Origin of the sequence: Pseudohalocynthiibacter aestuariivivens, assembly GCF_018457175.1 — a bacterium.
Lineage (GTDB): Bacteria > Pseudomonadota > Alphaproteobacteria > Rhodobacterales > Rhodobacteraceae > Pseudohalocynthiibacter > Pseudohalocynthiibacter aestuariivivens.
Map to the genome: position 1 here is coordinate 196,684 of NZ_JAGFNU010000005.1, position 16,570 is coordinate 213,253.

Sequence of the window (16,570 nt, forward strand, 5' to 3'; positions counted from 1 at the left end):
GGCCATGGAAGAATTCTATCTCATTTCGATTTTCCTCTTTGCCCTGTTCTTCCTATTGGGGACAGGCGTTTGGGTTGGACTCGCGCTATTCGGTGTAGCCTATCTTGGGCTGGAAATGTTCACTTCACGCCCCGCAGGTGATGCAATGCTCACGCGGATCTGGACATCGAGTTCCAGCTGGACTCTTACCGCCCTGCCCTTGTTTATCTGGATGGGTGAGATCCTTTACCGAAGTCGATTATCCGAAGACATGTTCCGCGGCCTCGCGCCGTGGATGGCCCGCCTGCCCGGCGGATTGGTTCACATTAACATCGTGGGCTGTACGATCTTCGCCGCTGTCTCGGGTTCCTCTGCGGCGACGTTGACAACCGTTGGCAAGATGTCAATTCCTGAACTCAGAAAACGAGAATATCCTGAATACATGATTATCGGCACTCTAACAGGGGCAGCAACGCTGGGTTTGATGATCCCACCTTCCCTCACGCTGATCGTCTACGGCGTTACGGTCGAGCAAAGCATTTCCAAGCTGTTCATGGCTGGCATTGTGCCCGGTATGTTCCTGGCTCTTTTGTTCATGTCTTATGTCGCCGGTTGGTCCATATTACGCCCCTCCGAAGTTCCCGTCATTGCCAGCAAGATGAGCTTTTCGGAAAAGGTTTCAGAATCCCGCTTTCTGATCCCGATCATCGCGCTAATTCTGATTGTGATCGGATCGATGTACGGCGGCTGGGCGACGGCCACTGAAGCCGCCGCTATAGGCGTTATCGGCTCTCTTATCCTGGCAGGAGCACAAGGTTCTTTATCCTGGCGCGCTTTTGTTGACAGCCTTTTGGGGGCCACACGAACCTCTGCGATGATCGCGTTAATTCTTATGGGTGCAACCGCACTGACGCTTGCAATGGGCTTTACCGGCCTGCCCCGCGCCTTGGCTGAGTGGATCGATACCCTTGGCTTATCTAGATTTTCGCTGCTCGTAGTGCTCATGCTGTTTTACATAGTTCTAGGCATGTTCCTCGACGGAATTTCATCGGTGGTTTTGACAATGGCAATCGTGCAACCCATGGTCGAAAGCGCGGGAATTGACCTCATTTGGTTTGGAATTTTCATTGTGGTTGTCATTGAAATGGCGCAGATCACGCCGCCGATTGGGTTCAACCTGTTTGTGATGCAGGGGATGACAAAGCATGAAATGGGGTACATCGCCAAAACCGCTTTGCCGCTGTTTGCTATCATGGTCCTGATGGTCTTTATCCTGATCGCCTTTCCGGAAATGGCAACTTACTTACCAGACAACATGCGTGACGCCGCGAGCAGGTAGCCGACTAAAGGACATACAGGGACGATCATGGTACAGGCCATACATGCTGTCCTTGTCTGGACCGGCGAACGCGCCCGCTGGGTTTTGCTCGCAGGGTGTTTTCTGGCGTTCCTTCTGCCTTTTCTTTCAAGCGCAATGCGGCCAATGCTTCCTGCCCTCATCGCGCTGGTTCTTGGGTTGTCGGTGGCGCGGCTTGATCTGGCGGCGTTCTGGCGGGGAATTTTTTCAGCGCGTCGCATCGCGTTGCTGATTGGAACAACCGTATTGCTGATGCCCGTTACAGCCCTTTTGTTGTATTGGACTATACCGCTGCTCGGTCTGCCTGATGGATTCACAAAATCCGCCCTTCTGTTTGCCCTTGCTCCGCCTATCTCTTCTGCTGCAGGGCTTTGTTTTATTCTGGGGTATGACCCGCGCCGCGCACTTGAACTCACGCTTGTCGCGACGCTGCTCACACCCCTTATTGGCCCGGCCATGCTGGTCTTCTTGATGCCCGGAGTTCCGGGGCTCGAGGTATTTCCTTTGATGGCGAAACTAAGCCTGATGATTGCCTTGGGGCTTGCGATTGGGTTATCCATCCGAGCTGCCATTGGTGGTGACAGAATTGCAGGACTTAAGACGGAGTTTGATGGACTGTCTGCCATTGGAATGGTTCTATTTGTTATTCCCCTGTTCGAAGGTGTGGGCCCTGAAATTTTGGCCCGGCCTATGCTTGCCTTTGGTGTCGCTGTGTTTGTTCTCGTCCTGAATTTCGGAAGTAACTATTGCGTCAAGACGATTGCTCACATCACCTCGTCCCCTGAAGTTGCAGGGGCGCTTGGGTTGATGTGGGGAAACAGGACTGTTGCATTGTACTTGGCAGCATTGCCGTTTGACCCACTGTTCAGCCTGTTTGTGGCACTCTATCAGTTCCCAATGTATGCAACGCCGTTGGTCTTCAGGCGGATTTCATCGACGTAACGTCTCTGAAAGTCTGGTCTATCAAAAAAAATGGTTCCGAAAAAAATTGGGCGCACCGGATTCCCCAATGCGCCCATACTCGTACTAAAAACCAGCTTCGTAACTTACTACCTATGTGCCTTTTCGGGCATAACTAAATACAACCCCATGATATCGCCGCCACATGACAGTTCATTGACAAATATCAAAGTGAGAGAAATTTTTTTGGTGCGCCCTGACTTATGGCTAACAAGTACAAAACAAAGCCATTTCCAAATTTGAAGAGTACTTCGCTTGGGTAATATCACTTCGATCGCAGGAAAATCAGCCGAGCAATGTCAGCCAAACCCATGCAGATAGCACCGACCCGGCCGTTGCAAAAAGCACCGCCGATGCCGCAACCCTTTTCGCGCGACCATACATGTTTGCAAACACATAGGCGTTGATCCCGGGGGCCATAGCACTTGTCAAAACTGCGGACCGAAACGCACTCTGAGAGATTTCCAGTCCGCTGCCCATCGTCCAGACAATTGCCGGATGCACAAACAGCGATACGACACATATATAGGCGATGGTGCGCATGTCCCCTTCGGGACGGTATTGAACCAGCACTCCTCCCAGACCGAACAGCGCTGCGGGAAGCGCTGCACGCACCATCAGGCTTATCGCGTCCATGAATACGCCGGGCATCTGGATGTTGGATAGATTTACGACAAACCCCAGCGCAATTCCGATCACAAGTGCATTTCGAAACATTGCCCGGCTAACGGCTCGCAAGGTCTTCATTCCACCGCCACCGCGATTTCGCACAATCTCCATCACTGTAATTCCAAGCCCATAGCAAAACGGCGAATGGAGCGCGATTATCGCATAGTTCGCAGCAAGTGCATCCACACCATATGCGCGCTCGGTTATTGGCAGGCCCAACAGAACCGAGTTTGAAAACAGACAGCAAAACCCGATAGCAACCGCGTCTTCCCAGGGCCGATTGAAAATATACCTTGCCCCGAGCAAACCCAGTATGAACCCCGATGTCGCCCCAAGGTAAAAACTGAACAACAGCCGGGCGTCAAAACTTTGCGATAAATCCAGCGTCGATATCGCGTTGAACAGAAGGCAGGGAATAGCGAAATTCTGGGTGAATTTCATCAGGCCATCTACGCCTGCCGGGGAGAACAGGCCACGCCAGACCGCAAGGTAGCCAAAACCGATAACGAAGAAGACCGGCAGGATAACCTCGATCAGCGCCTGCATGTCAGTCTTCTAATACGATGGTCATACCATCATAGGCAGGTGTCACGTGGTCGGGTGTTTCGTCCTCAACCGTCGCATAATCCAGATCATTATGCATATTCGTCAGGATGGCACGTTGGGGCGTCATTTTTTCGATCCATTCCAGCGATTGCGCCAGATGGGTGTGCGTTGGGTGTGGCGCGCGCCGCAATGCGTCCAGCACCCAAACCTCAAGCCCCTCGAGGAAAGGCCAGGATTCCTCGTATATTTCGGCCACGTCTGGCAGATAAGCCAAACCGCCCATACGGAACCCAAGGGATTCAATTGCACCATGTCCGACCCTAAAGGGCTTCAGGATGATATCACCGCCTGCGCCGCTGATCACAATGTCAGCGTCAATGGTATGAAGATCAAGAATTGGCGGATAGGAAGAGCCTTCGGGGCGTACAAACGCATAGTTAAACCGTGTCAAAAGCTGCTTTTGCGTTGGTTCATCAGCCCAAACAGGAATGCGGGCTTTCATATTGAAAACGATCTGGCGCAAGTCATCAAGTCCATGCACATGATCCGCATGTGAATGCGTGTATACCACCGCGTCCAACCGGCTGACGCCTGCATCTAAAAGCTGCGCACGCATATCAGGCGAGGTATCAATCAGAACCTGAGTTATACCTTCATCCGAAATCCGTTCGACCAACATGGAACAGCGCCTGCGGTTGTTTTTTGGGTTCATTGGATCACAGTCACCCCAGTTATTCCCGAGCCTTGGAACCCCGCCGGAAGATCCACTTCCCAGTATTGTAAAACGCAGCTTCGCCATTACGCAGCCACCTGTCTGAAACTCGCGACTTTGGTAAAAAGCCGGTCAAAGTTCTGTTGGGTCTGAACCGCGAAATCCGCGTAGTCCATTCCAAAAACGCCTGCACCGACACGGGCCGTGTGTACGGTATAACTCGGCTCGTTCTGCTTTCCTCGGTACGGTGGCGGCGCCAGATATGGCGCATCGGTTTCAACAAGAATGCGTTCGACAGGCGCATTTGCAAAGATATCTCGCAGGTCCTGTGATTTTGGGAAGGCCGCAATACCCGACATCGACAGGTAGAACCCTAAATCAAGGGCTGCTTTCGCCAATTCTGCGGAAGATGAAAAGCAATGCATAACGCAGGAAAAAGCACCTGCAGCGTGTTCCTCGGTCAAGATGCGCACCATATCATCATCTGCGGCCCGGGCGTGAATGATCAAAGGCAAGCCGGTCTGGCGTGCGGCCTCAATATGGATGCGCAGGCTTTCTTGCTGCACTGCCTTTGACTCGGCCGTGTAGTGGTAGTCGAGCCCCGTTTCTCCGATCCCTACGAACTTCGGGTGTTTTGCAAGCGAAACGAGCTCTTCCACAGAAACAAGCGGTTCTGAGGCCACGCTCATCGGGTGCGTGCCAGCCGCATAAAAAATGGGCGCGAAACGCTCTGCAATGGCGCGCACCTGCGGTTCAAGCTTTAGCTTGGTGCAAATCGTAACCATTCGGGTCACACCAGCGGCTATTGCCCGATCAACAACTTCCGGCAGTTCCTCGGCAAACTCCGGGAAATCGAGATGGCAATGGCTATCAGTGATGTGTGGAATACTGGTCATTAAGTCGCCTTACCGGGCGTGTGTTTTCGCCGCCGTCTGATCTATCTTAAGAACCATATCAAGGATGAGCGCGGCGGGGTCAAGGTTGACCGCCTTTCCATGACGTGCGCGGGCACCAAGGTGTTGCTGAAGTTCTGCCCAAAGGCGCCCTGCATTCGGGCCTGATGCGAGGCGTGCCATCATTTCAGCTTCGCCAGGAGCAGCCTCTGTCAATGGCCGGCCCGAAACACCTGCGCGCGCCAGCCGGGCCAAAAACAGGTCCAGCAAGGCAAGCAGCAGACCAAAGCGTGGTTCGGCATTTTTACCCACAGCAGATTCGGCAAGTTTCAAGGCGCGCTGGCGATCAAGTTTCGGGGCAGTGGAAAACAGCGAAACGATTTCGTAATAGGTTTGAATACCACCAAGGTTGATAAGTCGAAGCGCCTCACCGACCGATCCGGCCGCAAGTGTTGCAAGGGCTACCGGGTCTGTTTCAACCGGAACCTCGGCAACTTCCAACGCCTTTGCCATATCCTCGGGTGACAACGGATGCAGCCTGAGCACGCGGCACCGGGACCGGATCGTAGGAAGCAATCCGGAAGGCTGATGGCTGATCAGCAATAACGTTGCATCTTTCGGCGGCTCTTCCAGCAGTTTCAACAACGCGTTGGCAGCAGAGGTGTTCATTTCATCCGCAGCGTCCACAATCACAACTCTTCGACCACCATCCGCTGCTGAAAGAGCAAAAAAGTTTTTCAGGCCCCGGACCTCATCAACCGTTATTTCCTGACGAAGACGGTCCTTTTTTTCGTCATAAGGACGGCGAACAAGGTAAAGGCATGGCTCTGATAGCGCAGCAAGACGGTGCGAAACAGGGTGATCATCCGAAATATCCAGTGAAGTTGGCTTCGGCGGGGTATCACCGAACAACCCGCCTTCACCGGCAGCGGACTCTGCCAAAAGAAACCGCGCAATTTTCCAGGCAAGTGTCGCTTTTCCGACCCCACGAGGACCCGTGATCAGCCATGCATGATGTAATCGATCACGCCCATAGGCATCCAGAAAATCAGCTTCTGCCGATACCTGCCCGATCAAGACTTTCGTATCCCGCGGATGAATTGCCCCCGCAATGCGATCTGGTTCAGGCCTGTCGCTCATGCCAGTCGCTCAAGCGCCAGTTCTGCAACTTCTGCCGCGACAACATCTGCGTTACGATTTCCATCAACGACCAGACATCGATCAGAAAATTCTTTGGCTATGGCCAAAAATCCAACGCGCATTTTTTTCTGCAATTCTTCACCAAAATCTTCAAACCGCTCTTCCGAAGTCTGACGCGAAAGCGCACGGGCAAGACCCGTGGCAGGGTCCATGTCGATGATAAAGGTAATATCCGGCTCTCGCCCAATCATCAGGCCATGCAGTGTATCGACCACACCTCGAAGATCGCCCCGCGTTATTCCCTGATAAAGGCGGGTAGAGTCGGCAAATCGATCGGAAACAACGATTTTTCCGGCATCCAAAGCAGGTTGAATGGTTTTTTCCAAATGATCACGTCGCGCTGCTGTAAACAGCAGTATCTCGGTCTCAGCGGACCAGCGATCCGGATCGCCTTCCAGAACCAAACCCCGGATTTGTTCAGCGCCAACAGACCCGCCCGGTTCTCGCGTCAGGACAACATCTTTCCCAGTTGCGCGTAAGGTCTCAGCCAGCATTCGTGCCTGGGTGGATTTACCAGAGCCATCAATACCCTCAAAAGTGATGAACACGCCTGAACCTTTCACTGCACGCCTAGCGCCTTGCCCAAAATCTGGCGCACTAAAACGCGCGCTGACGTTCGCATAAGAGGCAAGAAACCACCTCGCTCGACAGCTCTGTCAGAAACAAGCGGCAAATGTGTATCTGGCAAACCGTTCAACGAAACAACGAGCTCGCCCAGCTGCTGACCCTGTTCGATGGGCGCTTCGATTGGGGTCCGGTATTCTACCTGAGCCGTCAAATCATCTTGTGACAACGCCGGTACCAACAACGTGAAATCCTTTGGTGCAACAAGGCCCACACGTGTTTCGGAACCAAGCCATACCTCTACTTCTGCAAATTGGGCACCCTCAGTAGCGATTTTTCTTTCAGAAAATTGGCGAAAGGCCCAGTTCACGACACGCTCAGCCTCTTCCGCACGATCAATTTCGCTTGCAAGACCACTGATCACAAAAACAATCCTGCGCGTTCCCTGTGTTGCTGAGCCAACCAGACCATAACCTGCCTCGCTTGTATGACCGGTTTTTAATCCATCGGCACCTATGCCAAGCGATAGCAGCGGGTTGCGATTGAACCGGTTGTCAGGGGACCGACCGTCATAGCCAAACTCAGACTGACCGAAGTAACCGTAGTATTCCGGAAACTCGGTAATCAGGCGTTGTGCAAGAATGCCAAGATCACGCATGCTCATGCGCTGAGCCGGGTTTGGCCAGCCTGACGAATTTGCAAATGAAGAATTGTTCATTCCGAGCGAGCGTGCGCGATCATTCATCATGCGGGCGAAGCCATCTTCAGACCCGCCAAGCCCCTCGGCGACTACCACGCAAGCATCGTTCCCTGATTGAACGATAATTCCCTGAATAAGATCCTCTACAGTCGGTCTGTCCCGGGTATTCAAAAACATTGTAGAACCACCCATCGCAGCAGCGCGGGTCGACACACCAAACTGCGTATCCATCGAGACACGCCCATCGCGCAATGCCTCAAACAGCATATTCAGTGTCATCAGCTTTGACATGGACGCTGGCGGCAATGGAACATCCGCCTGCTTTTCCATCAAAACCGTTCCGGTTTTCAAATCAAGAACAAATGCGGCTGTTGCGCGCGTTTCAAAGGCCTGCACTGCGCTGCCGAAGAACAGAGCTGTGCAAACCAAAACAGCGAAGGAAAGCAGGCGATTTGGAATTTTCATATCAACTGCACTTTCCTAATTGGTTACGAAATAGGCGTCCTCAAAACCCAACTCTTTTATCTTACTTAAGAGAGCTGCGCGTTCGGAAACCGAGGTCGCCGGGCCGACCACAACACGCCAAAAGATTTTTCCACTGCTGTCATGCTGCGTTACAATTGGCACCATGCCGGCGAGCCGCATACTGGTCGCTGTGCTGTTGGCGTTTTCTTCAACACTGAAAATGCCAATCTGTATAAAGGGCTTTTCTAGTGTGCTTGCAGCCCTTGCAGGCGCCGAAGCGGGCGCGGTTGTTGCAGGCGCCGCCTCTGATCCAGCCTCTGACTCAACGGCGTCCAGCGCTGCTGTTGCTGATGCAATCGGATCAATCTCGATCTCTTCAATTGCTTCAGGGTTTTCAAGCCCGGCCTCGCTCGGCGCTTCTTCGGGTACTTCTGGGGTAACTTCCTCTCGCCGCAGCGCAGTTACGTTCATGCGTGCGGGTTGCCCTGCCAACATACCAAGCGCCTCTGCTGCGTCCGATGAAACCTGCAGGCGCGGCCCCAAAGATTCCCGCTCGCGCCGGAACAAAGCCCCGATCACAAATTTATCGTTAGTTTCGTTGCGAATGATAACGCGTTCCGGGTCAGTGACGTCTGGATGCGCGACCCAAACGCCCCCAAGCGATGGCCGCCCATCCCAAAGCCCGTTTTCCGTGACTTGGAAAACCTCGGGGGCTTCCACGTCGCGTTCGACAAGTCTTGTGGAACTTGGTGAAGAGCTTTCTTCGTCTGACTGTGCTGCCGGTTTGAACGGGTTAAAACCGGCCCCCTCTTCGCAGCCTGCTAACACCACTGTCAGCGCCAATGCGGTTGCCAATTGCCCAAGCGTTGAATTTCCCATGCCGTGCCCCCTTGCGTGAAAAAATTCACGCGTTTGCCGATTTTCGGTCTTATCTGCTCTGCCGGGCTTTTGCCCGATTACGCGCATCTTAACGCCGAGCAGCCCACTTGGGAAGAGTCACAACAACAGTCGGCAAAAAACCCCACAAGTTGTGCAAACCTGTTTCTGAGCGGTAAAAGGGCTGAAAAGCACAGCAATTCACAAAGCAAATTTCTGTGACAATCAAGCCTTTCAGAATCAATTCCAAATCGCTAGACCACAGCTCAGTCGGAGGAGTGGCAGAGTGGTTGAATGCACCGGTCTTGAAAACCGACGTAGGTGAAAGTCTACCGTGGGTTCGAATCCCACCTCCTCCGCCAGTTCCCCATTTTCTTCAATACTGAACAATTTGATTGAATGGCATTTTTTCCCATATTTTAAAGACACTAACCCACCCGCGCATACTATTGCCTTTTATTCGGTTTTGCCCGATTGTGTTCACGACGTGGTAACTATCGTGGTAACTTTCCGATATGGCACACCTAACAGGAAAACTAACCAAGAGACTCGTAGAGACATTACCACCCGGTCGTCATGGCGACGGGAACGGGTTATTTCTGCTCGTTAAGCCTTCCGGGTCTCGGAGCTGGATGGTTCGCGTTACCGTAAAGGGGCACACGGGTAAGAAAGGTGGTCCGCTTAGAACTGACTTCGGACTTGGCGGTGCAAATGTAGTTTCACTGCATGAAGCACGCGAACGAGCGCTCAAGTATCGGATTCTTGCGAAGCAGGGAGTTAACCCAAGATTGGGTGCCGATGTGGTTATCCCGACATTTGAGGAAATCGCGAAACAGGTTCACATTGAACGCTTGCCAACCTGGAAAAATGTAAAACACGGCGACCAGTTCATAAACACGCTGCGTGACTATGCATTTCCGAAAATTGGCAAAATGCGTGTGTCAGATATTGGCCAACCCGAAGTTCTTTCCTGCCTTTCCCCTATCTGGACTGAAAAGCACGAAACAGCAAAGCGGGTGGCCCAGCGTCTGAAGGTGATATTGGACGTGGCGAAATCGAAAGGTTATCGCGAAGGAGAAAATCCTGTCACCGCCATTAAAGATGCGGGTGTACTGCCCAAGGTCAAAGTCAAGGTTAAGCACCACAAGGCAATGGCATGGCAAGACGTGCCAATATTCTACGCAGACCTAAGTACCCGCAATGCAATGGCGGCAAAGGCGCTGATGTTCACTTGTTTAACCGGTTCGCGAACTGGCGAAGTCTTGGGTGCGAAATGGGATGAGGTAGATTTTAACAATGCCGTATGGAACGTACCAGCCGAGCGAATGAAAACCGAGGCCCTGCACCGGGTTCCCCTGACGGCTGCAATGATTGAGATACTTGAACCGCTTCAGGCGATGAAAAGCGAATATGTCTTTGAAGGCCAAAAACGCCACAGGCCTCTTTCAAACATGGCAATGTTAATGCTGTTGCGCCGGATGAAGATTGAAGGTGTTACAGTTCACGGGTTCCGCAGCACGTTTCGGGATTGGGCGTCCGAAGTAGCCAATGCGCCGCGCGAAGTTGCTGAAATGAGCCTTTCGCACAAGATAGGAAGCGATGTTGAGAGGGCCTATGCCCGGTCTGACCTATTGGAACGTAGACGCACACTCATGGAACGATGGGCTGCGTATGTGACAGGCGAACAGGGCAAGGTAGTGAGGTTGGCGAAGTCATGACGCTAGATGCAGAAACTATGGAGTTTCTTGAATTGGAATTCCCCGAGAAAAGTCGTGATGAATTAGAACACGCCTTCGGTTGGGTTTACGAAGAAAGCCGATTCAGAGATGAGGAAGATCAGTTTCGCGACGACGGAAACAAGATGGCACGCACTGAAAGAATAACCGCATTTGAGAACGTGATAGAAGACATTAACACATGGCCCTCGTTCGGGCATTTGTTGGGATTGTCGGTAATGGCTATCCTAAAAAATCTAAATAAGGATGATTTCAAGGGCATCATTTCAAGTGTCGACATTGAAAGCGCGTCGCTTGAGGATATCCGCAAAGAGCTTCTCATTCGCATGGATTGCATCAATATTTGGTACAAGGGTAATCCAATCAATGGTGGATTGAACGTGCCTGCTGACCTCATCGCAAAAGCGGTTAAGTATGCATTTAATGAATTGGAAATTGATGCGCATTACGGAGGTAAGAAACACAAATCTGCACCCCCTTCGACGAGTTACGGGCGTGTAGTGAAGCATGCTCTGTATCACCACGACAGCCCTGTTCATTGGCGACACCCAACCCAACGAAATGCTGATAAAAAACAAACTATTAGATACAAAACGTGCCGACCTAAAAAGCCGGATTAGCAAACAGTCGGCACGCCGGGCTACCATTGCCGCAACCTTAATTCAGCGAGTAAACTCAAACGCAATTGAGCTATCGAGTTGTAGAAGAATTGAGGCAAAAAAATGGATAAGCTATTCGAGGACGGGCGCAACTATCTGCCTGACGACCCTGAAGTCATTGAGGTAATGGGCAGCAGAACCAAGCAAGCCCAAATGCGTCATCACAAAACCTCTCCAAGCTACTACCGTTTAGGCCGGAAAATCATCTATCGCGGTGTTGACTTAAACGCTTGGGCAGAAGCTCAGCGCATCGAGGTTTTAGTAGCATGAAACACTGGTCCCAAAGCACAGACTTCCAGCACATCAGCATTCCCGTCGCTTCACTTAAGCAGAAAGTTGAACGCGCTTACTATAAATGCCGTGACGGTGATGCTGCTGAAGCCCAAGACGATTTGCTGTCTGCCGAATGCCGGATGCGCCAAGCCAAACGTCGGAAACAAAAATGAGCGGTTGGTTCGCATTGAAGCGTGGTTCTCTGGAGCACGATGTCTTTAAACCAGTAGGCCGCTGGTCACGGTTCGAGGCGTGGGTGTGGCTTATTGAGAATGCCGTATTCAAGGATACGGAGATTGATCTAGGTGGCAAACCCTACACCGTCAGGCGCGGTTCACTGGTCTATTCCCAGCGGTTTCTGGCTCGAAAATGGCGCTGGAGCCAAAAGGCGGTCGTGACGTTCCTGAAGACCCTAGAGGCTCACAAATCCATTAAATTGGACGAGGCAAAGACAGGGCAAGGAATGAAGTCAAAACGGACGCATATATCCCTTTGTAATTACGAGAAATATCAGAGTGACGGATTCAAAACAGCGTCAAAAGAGAAGCAAAAGGGAATCAAAGAAGAACAAGGTAACAATATTCCCGTAGGGGAGAGCGAATTTTCGCCTCCGTCTGAACCTGCCCAAATTACCACTGTAACGTCGGCGCTTTGGGATATCGGCAAGCGGTATCTTTCCCAGCATGGCGTTCCTAATCCTGGCGCTCTGATTGGCAAATGGCTGTCACAGTCCAAAGGGTCCGCCACCGAGGTTATGGCAGCTATTGAAGCGGCACAGAAGGCGGGAACCCAGGACCCGGTGCCTTACATCCAGAAAGTCATCAACGGCGGAAGCAATTCTCAACACTCCGAGAACGGCACTCATGCTGGAGCGTTTGGCTTCATCCCGGAGGTGGGCTGATGGACATTGAGCGTTTTGAGCATACCGCAGCCTGGCTGGAATATTGCGAAGACATGCCCCGGTTCCATGCAGAGACAGAGGCGGCACGTCGGCAGGGCTTCAAAAGACACGAGGTGATGAATGCAATCCGCAACGGAGATTCTCAATCGGCACTGCATCAGTGTGCGACGGATGCACGGCAACCAAAGGGCAACCTGCCCGGAATGCAGCCACAGCAGACGAAAGAAAAAAGACCCGTGTCTCAGCGTGAGCTTTCTGCCGGACGGCATCGTCTGGAAATGCTGGCATTGCGCGTTTGAGGGTGGGGAATATTACGATGACACAAGATGTAGGGACATGGCTGCAAGAGGTTCGGGGGCTAGACACTGCCTTAACCGAAGCGATGGGCGTGTCCCGCAAGGACCACCCCGGCATGACTGGCCAGGTCGTGGCGTTTCCATACCTCAGGAACGGAGAGCCCTATGCCGCTAAGTTCCGCACCGTTGAGGGTAAAGACTGGCGTTCCAGCCAAGGCATAAGCCGGGGGCTCTACAACGAGGACTGCCTGAAAGAACTGCAAGGCCCGATTGTTATCACCGAAGGCGAGATTGATTGCCTCTCCGTCATACAGGCGGGGCACACGCGCTCGGTATCGCTTCCTGATGGCTGGACGGAGAATGGCGACAAACGTGATTGCCTGATTGCTTCTGAAGCAGCATTAAAGAAATCGCCCTACGTCATTGTCGCAGGGGATGCGGATAAGTCCGGCGCTGGATTGCCAAAAGCGGTGGCAAACATCCTGCTGGGCCACGAAGTCCGCTATGTCGAATGGCCAGAAGGTTGCAAGGACGCAAACGACGTTCTGGTAAAATTTGGCGAGGGCGAAGTTGCGCGCTGCCTGACTGAGGCAAAGACGATTGATCCCATTGGCGGGTTTATCACCGGTATTTCAGATCTTCCGCCATTGCCGGATCGCCGCGTTCTTCGGGTCGGAATGAATCCCTATGATTACGTGCTGGCCTTTGAAGTTGGCGCTATGTCCGTTGGCACCGGAACACCCGGCGCAGGGAAATCTACCTTCACCACATTCGCGGCGTATCACGTGGCAGTAGCGGAAGACGTGCGGGTTGGCGTTCTCGCCTTTGAAACGCACCCCTACCAGGTCCGCGACCAGCTTTGCCGCCTCAGAACAGGCAAGCCTTGGGATACACTAAGTGAGCGGCAGCAAGAAGAAACGGCGCTGTTCTTGGACAGGCACTTTCGGATTGTTCACCGCACCTACGAGGATAACCCAAGCGGGCACAATCTCGGCTGGCTGCGTGAAATGATTTACACGCTGGCGGTTCGGGATAACTGCAAGATGATTGTTGTCGATCCCTGGAACGAGCTTGAGCACATGCCGCAGCCGGGGGAAAGTCTCACCAACTACATAAACTTCGCATTGCAACAAATCAGAACATGGGCAGAGCAGTTCGACACGCATATCTGCGTCATAGCCCACCCCCGCAAGATGATGACGGATGGCAAACCACGTAGCCCAACCGGGTATGACATCGCGGATTCAGCCGCTTTTGCAAACAAACCCGCGCTTGGCTTCACGGTGCACCAGGAACAGAGCAACGATGGCGAGGAATACGTGCGCGTCACAGTTTGGAAGGTGCGCAACACCCAGCTTTACGGCTTTGGCAAGGGCAGCGTTCGACTGACGTTCATGCCTGAAACCATGTCCTATCGAAAATTCGAGAGCACCGCGCGGTACAGGAAAAACCGAACAGCAAACCCTAAGCAATCGAACAGGCATTAGAATGGCACGTAAAAACGTTGAAACAACCTACACCGACAAACACGGGAAGTTTGCAAAGGGCAATCCAGGAAGACCCCACGGAGCGCGGCACAAGATTACTCGCGCCATCGAAGAATTGCTGGATGGCCAGTCCGAGGCCATTACCCAAAAAGCGGTTGATATGGCGCTGGCGGGAGATGGCCCTGCCCTTCGTCTTTGCATGGAACGCATAGCCCCACCAAGGAAGGACTCTCCGGTGCAATTCGACCTGCCAGCCATGAAATGCGCAAACGACGCTGCTGAAGCCGCACAGGCGGTCCTACAGGCTGTTTCAGGCGGGGATATCACCCCACTCGAAGGTGCTGCGGTCATGGGGTTGGTGGAGCAATACAGGCGAACGCTGGAAACGACTGAACTTGAAGCAAGACTGGCAGCATTGGAAGAAAGAGCGAGTAAATGACAAACGTTAAAGCAAGGCTGAACAAGCTGGAAAATGCGGGCAAGGCAAAACGAGGTGATCTAACCTACATAACCTCTGCAACTAACGGAAATGATGGCTTGGAAACCTGTGAAGACGGTGTGCACGCCGTCAATCTTGCTGGCAGCGTTAGGCTTGAGCGTGAAGGTTTTGCTTCAGACAAGGCATTCTGGGCCGCCGTAGAGCGTGAACATCAACAGGCGTATGGAATCCCAATGGATCAGGGCGAGGAATGCAGGTTTGTAACGACTTACGAGGACAAGCCATGCGCCTTAACAGTCGACTAAGAAACCTTGAAAGCAAAGCCGGTCCGAAACCGGGGGAACTCACTTATACAGCCCGTGCCGTGATTGGCAGCGATAGCACCATAACCTGCGAAGACGGTGTTCATCGGGTTAACGTTTCCGGCGGCTCAAGCTTTTCCCGTGAGGATTTCGAAACCGACGAGGCTTTCTGCAACGCCGTTGAGGCAGAACATCAGCGGGTGCATGGCATCCCGATGGAACAGGGTAAGGGGATAGTTCGCAGGACTATTTATGAGAAAAAGCCATGCGTCTGAGTAACCGTGTGAAGAAGCTAGAAAACAAGGTCGGTTCAAGGCCGGGAGAGCTCACCTATACTGCGCGTGAGCGAACCCCCAAGGTTTTGCTCCAAGGTCTGCTATGCGGGACTTTCCAGACCTAGGCCTCAATAGGCGCGACCCCCACTACGGCCTACAGGAGACATTCATTGGGTCGGTTTACGCCGCGATGCAGCTTTCGCATTCCGGCCATTCGTGCTCTGCGCAGCATTTGCGAAGAGCAAATGACGGCAGCGCGGGACAAACCGACTTTCGCTGCGGTGGCACGTTAAGAGTCTTATTTACTCACGCCATTTCCCGCAGAGAATTGCCACTATCCTCTGCTTTTGTGAGATCATTAGGACAATTTCCTTAATCCATTTGTTTGTTTGAAAAAGGTGAGGGCCATCTTGCAAACGGCGCAGCACGTATTCTAGCTATTTGTCTCAATTCATGAACGTTCTTCTATTATTTGATGGTCTTCCCACTACTCTGAATTCGATGTCCGGCCGTCACCAAGCCTATACAATTGTTTACTCGTTGAGAGCTTATCCCCTGGGCCAGAATTGAGAAGTTTCAGGATTCAATGTATACTAAAAGTCTAGCCAAAATTTAAAACTATGGGAGGGCGAAGACTATGTCATGGAATCTCACAGGAGAGCTGGTCGAGACATGCAACTGTAACATGCTGTGTCCGTGTTGGTTCGGTCAGGCAGATTTGATGCTCTTGGATCAGGGTTACTGCGCTACTTCGCTTTTACTGCGTGTAAATGAGGGCAGCCACAACGGCGTTGATATTTCGGGGCAAAATGCGATCGCCAACCTGCATTTTCCGGGCCCAACCCTTTTCGACGGCAATGGTACGGGCCGTATCTTTGTCGATACTGGTGCCAGTGACGCACAGGCGAATGCGCTGGAGGCAATATTGCAAGGTGGGTCAGGCGGAGGCATGGAGGTACCAGCCAGTCTGCTTTCATCCTGGCTTCCAACCAAACGCTCGGCAATCACGGTCAGTGAAGCTGATGGCGCGATTTCTGCCAATGTCGAAGGGATCGGCGAAATGAGTTCGAAACGTCTTGTCAACGAACTGGGCAAGACGATGAGCTTACACAACTCAGTCTTTTCGATGGCGTTTGGTTTTAATGATCATATTGGCGATCTCGCCCCCAGCGATGGGACCGCGTGGAATGACCCAGATATGCCCGAGGTCTGGAAGGGCCGCTCTGGAGTGGTAGGCCAGATCAGCTGGGCCGGGTGATAACTCCCAGGTCAGCGTGCCCA

Annotated in this window: 20 protein-coding genes and 1 tRNA gene; 14 read left to right on the plus strand and 7 right to left on the minus strand. The window is 52.6% G+C overall.

Annotated elements, in window-relative coordinates; translation table 11 throughout:
* Positions 1-4 precede the first annotated feature (4 nt).
* Positions 5-1,318 carry a TRAP transporter large permease gene (locus J4E70_RS09780; RefSeq protein WP_213888925.1) on the plus strand — a complete coding sequence of 438 codons (1,314 nt, stop codon included), beginning with the start codon at positions 5-7 and terminating at the stop codon, positions 1,316-1,318.
* 27 nt (positions 1,319-1,345) lie between these two features.
* The gene (locus J4E70_RS09785) at positions 1,346-2,278 is read left to right on the plus strand and encodes a hypothetical protein (RefSeq protein WP_213888927.1); all 933 of its coding nucleotides are present in this window, start codon (positions 1,346-1,348) and stop codon (positions 2,276-2,278) included.
* A 303-nt stretch (positions 2,279-2,581) separates the two neighbouring features.
* Here the strand turns inward: J4E70_RS09785 and J4E70_RS09790 are convergent, their stop codons facing one another.
* The 7 genes from J4E70_RS09790 to J4E70_RS09820 are packed head-to-tail and all read right to left on the minus strand — an operon-like array spanning position 2,582 to position 8,924.
* Complete coding sequence (locus J4E70_RS09790; protein WP_213888929.1) at positions 2,582-3,511, minus strand: AEC family transporter; 930 nt, start codon at positions 3,509-3,511, stop codon at positions 2,582-2,584.
* A 1-nt stretch (position 3,512) separates the two neighbouring features.
* On the minus strand, positions 3,513-4,310 hold the full coding sequence (locus J4E70_RS09795) for an MBL fold metallo-hydrolase (protein WP_213888931.1): 798 nt from the start codon (positions 4,308-4,310) through the stop codon (positions 3,513-3,515).
* Entirely contained in the window at positions 4,310-5,119 is an 810-nt protein-coding gene (locus J4E70_RS09800) for a TatD family hydrolase (protein WP_213888932.1), read from the minus strand. Before J4E70_RS09800 ends, J4E70_RS09795 begins: the two co-directional genes overlap by 1 nt.
* A 9-nt stretch (positions 5,120-5,128) precedes the next feature.
* Positions 5,129-6,256: a DNA polymerase III subunit delta' gene (locus J4E70_RS09805; protein ID WP_213888934.1), complete on the minus strand. Its 1,128-nt coding sequence runs from the start codon at positions 6,254-6,256 to the stop codon at positions 5,129-5,131.
* Positions 6,253-6,879, minus strand: coding sequence for a dTMP kinase (gene tmk / locus J4E70_RS09810; RefSeq protein WP_213888935.1), 627 nt, complete (start codon positions 6,877-6,879; stop codon positions 6,253-6,255). Before tmk ends, J4E70_RS09805 begins: the two co-directional genes overlap by 4 nt.
* Positions 6,876-8,045, minus strand: a complete 1,170-nt coding sequence (locus tag J4E70_RS09815; protein ID WP_213888937.1) for a D-alanyl-D-alanine carboxypeptidase family protein — start codon at positions 8,043-8,045, stop codon at positions 6,876-6,878. The genes tmk and J4E70_RS09815 overlap by 4 nt, the downstream gene beginning before the upstream one ends.
* Before the next feature lie 15 nt (positions 8,046-8,060).
* A complete protein-coding gene (locus tag J4E70_RS09820) occupies positions 8,061-8,924 on the minus strand; it encodes an SPOR domain-containing protein (protein WP_213888938.1) in 864 nt (287 codons plus the stop codon).
* Positions 8,925-9,193: 269 nt separating this feature from the next.
* Here J4E70_RS09820 and J4E70_RS09825 point away from each other — a divergent pair.
* The 12 genes from J4E70_RS09825 to J4E70_RS09880 all read left to right on the plus strand — a co-directional run bounded on the left by J4E70_RS09825 (position 9,194) and on the right by J4E70_RS09880 (position 16,547).
* Positions 9,194-9,283 (plus strand) — tRNA-Ser (locus J4E70_RS09825).
* Positions 9,284-9,436: 153 nt separating this feature from the next.
* On the plus strand, positions 9,437-10,639 hold the full coding sequence (locus J4E70_RS09830; protein ID WP_213888939.1) for a tyrosine-type recombinase/integrase: 1,203 nt from the start codon (positions 9,437-9,439) through the stop codon (positions 10,637-10,639).
* Positions 10,636-11,277, plus strand: a complete 642-nt coding sequence (locus J4E70_RS09835; protein WP_213888940.1) for a hypothetical protein — start codon at positions 10,636-10,638, stop codon at positions 11,275-11,277. The genes J4E70_RS09830 and J4E70_RS09835 overlap by 4 nt, the downstream gene beginning before the upstream one ends.
* A 102-nt stretch (positions 11,278-11,379) precedes the next feature.
* Positions 11,380-11,586 carry a MerR family transcriptional regulator gene (locus tag J4E70_RS09840; RefSeq protein WP_213888942.1) on the plus strand — a complete coding sequence of 69 codons (207 nt, stop codon included), beginning with the start codon at positions 11,380-11,382 and terminating at the stop codon, positions 11,584-11,586.
* Complete coding sequence (locus J4E70_RS09845) at positions 11,583-11,762, plus strand: hypothetical protein (protein ID WP_213888943.1); 180 nt, start codon at positions 11,583-11,585, stop codon at positions 11,760-11,762. The genes J4E70_RS09840 and J4E70_RS09845 overlap by 4 nt, the downstream gene beginning before the upstream one ends.
* Entirely contained in the window at positions 11,759-12,490 is a 732-nt protein-coding gene (locus J4E70_RS09850) for a hypothetical protein (RefSeq protein WP_213888945.1), read from the plus strand. The genes J4E70_RS09845 and J4E70_RS09850 overlap by 4 nt, the downstream gene beginning before the upstream one ends.
* Complete coding sequence (locus tag J4E70_RS09855) at positions 12,490-12,789, plus strand: hypothetical protein (protein ID WP_213888951.1); 300 nt, start codon at positions 12,490-12,492, stop codon at positions 12,787-12,789. The genes J4E70_RS09850 and J4E70_RS09855 overlap by 1 nt, the downstream gene beginning before the upstream one ends.
* A 17-nt stretch (positions 12,790-12,806) precedes the next feature.
* Positions 12,807-14,273, plus strand: coding sequence for a toprim domain-containing protein (locus J4E70_RS09860; RefSeq protein ID WP_213888953.1), 1,467 nt, complete (start codon positions 12,807-12,809; stop codon positions 14,271-14,273).
* Between the two features lies 1 nt (position 14,274).
* Positions 14,275-14,712: a DUF5681 domain-containing protein gene (locus J4E70_RS09865; RefSeq protein ID WP_213888958.1), complete on the plus strand. Its 438-nt coding sequence runs from the start codon at positions 14,275-14,277 to the stop codon at positions 14,710-14,712.
* Positions 14,709-15,017 (plus strand): hypothetical protein, encoded by a 309-nt coding sequence (locus J4E70_RS09870; RefSeq protein ID WP_213888959.1) that lies wholly within the window; start codon positions 14,709-14,711, stop codon positions 15,015-15,017. The genes J4E70_RS09865 and J4E70_RS09870 overlap by 4 nt, the downstream gene beginning before the upstream one ends.
* Positions 14,996-15,289, plus strand: coding sequence for a hypothetical protein (locus J4E70_RS09875; protein ID WP_213888960.1), 294 nt, complete (start codon positions 14,996-14,998; stop codon positions 15,287-15,289). Before J4E70_RS09870 ends, J4E70_RS09875 begins: the two co-directional genes overlap by 22 nt.
* A 637-nt stretch (positions 15,290-15,926) precedes the next feature.
* Positions 15,927-16,547: a DUF1326 domain-containing protein gene (locus J4E70_RS09880; protein ID WP_213888961.1), complete on the plus strand. Its 621-nt coding sequence runs from the start codon at positions 15,927-15,929 to the stop codon at positions 16,545-16,547.
* Positions 16,548-16,570: the final 23 nt, after the last annotated feature.

Bases quoted from the DNA above. Each gene is read 5' to 3' on its own strand.
- J4E70_RS09835 (WP_213888940.1), top strand. From the start codon at position 10,636: ATGACGCTAGATGCAGAAACTATGGAGTTTCTTGAATTGGAATTCCCC.
- J4E70_RS09845 (WP_213888943.1), top strand. From the start codon at position 11,583: ATGAAACACTGGTCCCAAAGCACAGACTTCCAGCACATCAGCATTCCC.
- J4E70_RS09840 (WP_213888942.1), top strand. From the start codon at position 11,380: ATGGATAAGCTATTCGAGGACGGGCGCAACTATCTGCCTGACGACCCT.
- J4E70_RS09880 (WP_213888961.1), top strand. From the start codon at position 15,927: ATGTCATGGAATCTCACAGGAGAGCTGGTCGAGACATGCAACTGTAAC.
- J4E70_RS09870 (WP_213888959.1), top strand. From the start codon at position 14,709: ATGACAAACGTTAAAGCAAGGCTGAACAAGCTGGAAAATGCGGGCAAG.
- J4E70_RS09820 (WP_213888938.1), bottom strand. From the start codon at position 8,924: ATGGGAAATTCAACGCTTGGGCAATTGGCAACCGCATTGGCGCTGACA.
- J4E70_RS09855 (WP_213888951.1), top strand. From the start codon at position 12,490: ATGGACATTGAGCGTTTTGAGCATACCGCAGCCTGGCTGGAATATTGC.
- J4E70_RS09850 (WP_213888945.1), top strand. From the start codon at position 11,759: ATGAGCGGTTGGTTCGCATTGAAGCGTGGTTCTCTGGAGCACGATGTC.
- J4E70_RS09860 (WP_213888953.1), top strand. From the start codon at position 12,807: ATGACACAAGATGTAGGGACATGGCTGCAAGAGGTTCGGGGGCTAGAC.
- J4E70_RS09795 (WP_213888931.1), bottom strand. From the start codon at position 4,310: ATGGCGAAGCTGCGTTTTACAATACTGGGAAGTGGATCTTCCGGCGGG.
- J4E70_RS09780 (WP_213888925.1), top strand. From the start codon at position 5: ATGGAAGAATTCTATCTCATTTCGATTTTCCTCTTTGCCCTGTTCTTC.
- J4E70_RS09815 (WP_213888937.1), bottom strand. From the start codon at position 8,045: ATGAAAATTCCAAATCGCCTGCTTTCCTTCGCTGTTTTGGTTTGCACA.
- J4E70_RS09790 (WP_213888929.1), bottom strand. From the start codon at position 3,511: ATGCAGGCGCTGATCGAGGTTATCCTGCCGGTCTTCTTCGTTATCGGT.
- J4E70_RS09800 (WP_213888932.1), bottom strand. From the start codon at position 5,119: ATGACCAGTATTCCACACATCACTGATAGCCATTGCCATCTCGATTTC.
- J4E70_RS09875 (WP_213888960.1), top strand. From the start codon at position 14,996: ATGCGCCTTAACAGTCGACTAAGAAACCTTGAAAGCAAAGCCGGTCCG.
- J4E70_RS09805 (WP_213888934.1), bottom strand. From the start codon at position 6,256: ATGAGCGACAGGCCTGAACCAGATCGCATTGCGGGGGCAATTCATCCG.
- J4E70_RS09830 (WP_213888939.1), top strand. From the start codon at position 9,437: ATGGCACACCTAACAGGAAAACTAACCAAGAGACTCGTAGAGACATTA.
- J4E70_RS09865 (WP_213888958.1), top strand. From the start codon at position 14,275: ATGGCACGTAAAAACGTTGAAACAACCTACACCGACAAACACGGGAAG.
- J4E70_RS09785 (WP_213888927.1), top strand. From the start codon at position 1,346: ATGGTACAGGCCATACATGCTGTCCTTGTCTGGACCGGCGAACGCGCC.